At 61.1% G+C, this 3,615-nt stretch carries 4 protein-coding genes; all 4 read right to left on the bottom strand.

All coding sequences use genetic code 11. The annotated features are described in order from the left end of the window. Positions 1–101: 101 nt before the first annotated feature. On the bottom strand, positions 102–626 hold the full coding sequence (locus FGA82_RS28065) for a phage tail protein (protein ID WP_141129613.1): 525 nt from the start codon (positions 624–626) through the stop codon (positions 102–104). Further along, complete coding sequence (locus FGA82_RS28060) at positions 623–1,798, bottom strand: baseplate J/gp47 family protein (RefSeq protein WP_141129612.1); 1,176 nt, start codon at positions 1,796–1,798, stop codon at positions 623–625. The genes FGA82_RS28065 and FGA82_RS28060 overlap by 4 nt, the downstream gene beginning before the upstream one ends. Beyond that, positions 1,795–2,112, bottom strand: coding sequence for a DUF2590 family protein (locus FGA82_RS28055; protein WP_141129611.1), 318 nt, complete (start codon positions 2,110–2,112; stop codon positions 1,795–1,797). The genes FGA82_RS28060 and FGA82_RS28055 overlap by 4 nt, the downstream gene beginning before the upstream one ends. Continuing rightward, positions 2,109–3,615 (bottom strand): phage tail tape measure protein (locus FGA82_RS28050; RefSeq protein ID WP_141129610.1); only part of this gene is annotated, 1,507 nt, incomplete at its 5' end. The genes FGA82_RS28050 and FGA82_RS28055, both read right to left, overlap by 4 nt.

Here is a 3,615-nt window from a genome sequence, read left to right as displayed (position 1 = left end):
GCAAAGATAAATTTGCTGACGATCAGCGGTTTTTTCTGGCTTTGCTTCAGGGCAATCTGGCTTTCGCCGGCCAAGGTAATACTGGCGCTCACGGTGCGCTCCTACAGGCTGGCGACCAGCGTTTGCTGGTCGTCGTTGAAGTCGATCAGGGCGATTTGCAGCCCCACAGGGGTGATGGTGACGAAGTCGTAGCGCCGGCAGGTTCGGCCGTATTGCTGAATCAGCACGCGCAGAAGCTCGGGATTGAGCGACAGTTGAGCGTTGCTAAACTTCAGCAGCACCACGTCCCAATCGCGGTCGGGCTGGCGTTCCTCGATCTCGACGTAACCCACGCCCAGGCGCTCAAAAATGCGTTTCAAGCCGGCGGTGCTTCCGGCGTCGACGGAGTTGATAAAGGCGTATTTCACACGCAGCCGGAACAGGGATTCCGGTTCGCCTTGAAAGCGCGTCACGTCGCGTTGCCAGGCCCACAGTTCAAGAATGCTCATGTGGCAGGTGTCGGGATCAATCTGCGAGTAAGGCCAGCGCAGCCAACCGGTGACGGTTTCCCACCACGCCTGTGCAGCGGCCACCAGCTTCGACAGCACGGTGCCACCGAGCCAGAACGGCAGTTTGATTTTGATCATTGCAGGTTCACCTTTAGCGACGTCAGGCGGGGGATGTTCAGACCACTGACGACGTCGACGCCGGGGGCAAACCGCAGTGAGGCGATATCAGCAAACTGCTGATGCAGTTCCTCCGCGAGCCGACTGAAGCTGAAACGCGACTGGGGATAAGTGAGCGTCGGTTGATAGTCGCGGGGCGTGCTTTCTCGGAACGCTGCCCGGATGAATAGCTCGATCTCACCCTTCAGCGAGTCGATTTGCTCGGCGCTCAAATTCGGTTGCGGCCAGAGGCTCATCGCGACACCCACTGGCACTTCCGGCATGACCATGGCCAACAGATCATCACCGTGGCCGTGGTTGCCCAGGTCGCGGATGTGCGAATTGATTTGCTCCAGGTAGGTCACCGCTGGCACACCAGCGTCGAACAGCACGTAGGCATTTGCACTGCCCGGCCCACGCGGTGCACCGTGTTCAAAGTAAACGCCGTCCGGACGAACGCCCGGGAAGGCCGAGATCATGGCGCGATACACCGCGTCGGTGTGCCACTGGTTCACCGCCGAGAACTGGTTGCGCACGCGCAAACGCAGCTGGTCGTTTGGCTCCGGATCCGCACCTGGCGAATCCAGCCAACCCTCCTTGTTCACCACCTGGACAATGCCCGGTACCGGAACTGGCAGGATGGCGTAGTAACCCGGGGCGAGGTTGAAGCCACTGCCGGATTCGATCGCCTCCACCGGGACTTCCAGCTGCAGCTGGCCCGCGATGAACGTCGCCGGCGCCGTGGTAATCAATTGGTACACGTTGCCGTTGATGGCGGCAGACTGCACCACAATACCTTTTTCCAGCTCCATGACGCCGTCCGGTAAGGCGCGGGTGAACAGCAATTTACCGCGGGCTTTGGTGGCGCCTTTACGCTCGACGTTCACCGCCCATGCGAGCATGTCCAGCCACGCGTCCACCGCCGTTTTCACAAAAAAATTCGGCAGCACCGTCAGGCACAGAAAGTCCAACAGCCACAACACCGGTTTGGTCACCAGCGCGGTCATCACCCGCCAGAACGGCGAATAACTGCTGGTGTTGGCCACCTTCGCGCCCTGGGCTTCAACCTCCTTTTCCCACGCCGCCTTCAAACCGGCCTCGGTGGTCGGGATGCCGGCGTCGGCGATCACCTTTTTAAAATCGACTTGGCTCACAGACTTACCTCAATCGAACCGAATTTCAGGGTTTTCGCAGTGACCAGGTACACGCCTGGCTCCTGCTGGGTGATGCGTGCCGTACCGGGCACCAGGCGCTGATCGTTCTCGACCAGCAATTCCAGTTGCTGGATGCAGTCGCGCTGCCGTAGCCGATCGCGCTCAGCGACCAGCGTCACCAACAACCCGCTGTCGCGGATCATGTGAGCGATGTCCTGGGCGATGCAGGCGCGGTCATCGACCAGCAGCGGCTGGTGTGACGGGTCGAGTGCCAAGTCGTTGTTGACGATCAACAGGTCTACGTACTCGCTCATCCGCCGACCGCCATGGCGACCATGTTTTCCATCTCCAACGGGGTCATGGCTTTGCCCGTGTGAATATTCACGTTCTCCACATGCGTGCCCTTGTTTTGGCTGTTGTTGTTGTTCTGGATGCTGGTCAGCAAGCCGCCGGGCGGCACCGCCGAAGGGCGCGCCGGCGAAAGGCTGGGGATTGCCGCGTTGATGGTTTGCTGGGCTTTCTGCGCGGCGTTGGCGGTGTCAGCGGCATTGGTCGCGGCATCGACGCCGGGCACTTCAGGCATGCCGCCGAAACGCGCTTCGATGTTCACGCCCGGGATGCTGTTCAGCAGCTCGATCACGCCGTTTACGGCCTTGGTGAAAATGCCGACGATGCTGTCCCATGCGGCCTTGGCCATGCCTGACCAACCGCCCATGGAGTTGAACCAGTCGGAAAGCTTCTGCAGCTTGTCAGCGACGAACTGGAACGCGGCCGTGTTCATCAGGGCGGACGTCCATTCGTCCCAGTAGTGAACCGCCGCGACAATGACGGCCACCAGGGCGAGAACACCGACCACAATCCACACCATCGGGTTGGCCAGCAGCGCCGCGTTGACCAGCCAGATCGCGCCCTGCCACAGCAGCATGGCGCCACGCACCAGTGCCAGACCGGCGCTGAGCGTGTAGATCACGGCCATGTAAGCCAGAATCGCCAGTTTCTGCAGGACAAAGCCGGCAACGGTGCGCAGGTTCAGCAACTGCACGACCTTCCACACCGATAACAGGCCCAGCCAAGTCATCCGTGCAACGCCGACCACCACGGTCAACAACGACATGGCGCCGACGATGGCCATGATGGTCAGTGCGGTGATGCCGATCACCCGGGTGATGTTGGGAAACAGCTGCGACCAGCGCACCAGCGTTTTACCGATATCGACCATCTTGCTCATGAACGGCGTCAGTACCGGTATCAGCACCTGGCCAAACACCACACGCATGACTTCGACCAGGGACGCCCACTGTTGCCATGGATCGACCATGGCCCGGGCCATCTGCTCGGCGTTCTCCAGACCGCGCACCTTGCCCAACTGCTCGATGCCGTTGCGCAAACGATCGGTGTCCTTGGCCAGCGCGCCAATCACCTGGGCGCCTTCACCGCCGAAAGCCTCCAACAACTTAGCGCCGGCCGACGCACTGGTCAGATCACCGAACTTGCCCTGCAGCTTGTCCAGAATCGCCATCATCGGCAGGACCTTGCCCTGCTGATCAGTGAACTGCATGCCGAGCTTTTCCGATGCGGCGCCGATGTTCTCGAAAAACGCTTTGTAGCGCCCGCCGGCGTCGCCGCCTTCCATGGTGCTGCTCAGCGTGCCAATCACCGCCATCTGTTCGGCAAGGTCGACGCCCGATGTGGTGGCGATCGCGCCGGCCTCCTTGAAGGCGTCTTTCATCGCGGCGCCGCTGGAGCGAAACAACTGCACGGCCAACGCCGTCTGCCCGCCAAGCTTTTCCACCCAGGCGCCCTTCCCCATCGCATCC

This window comes from Pseudomonas fluorescens, from assembly GCF_005938625.1.
In the GTDB taxonomy this organism is placed as follows: Bacteria; Pseudomonadota; Gammaproteobacteria; order Pseudomonadales; family Pseudomonadaceae; genus Aquipseudomonas; species Aquipseudomonas fluorescens_BD.
The sequence above is the reverse complement of the archived record's forward strand: the minus strand, read 5'-3'. Positions and strand labels throughout refer to the sequence as shown.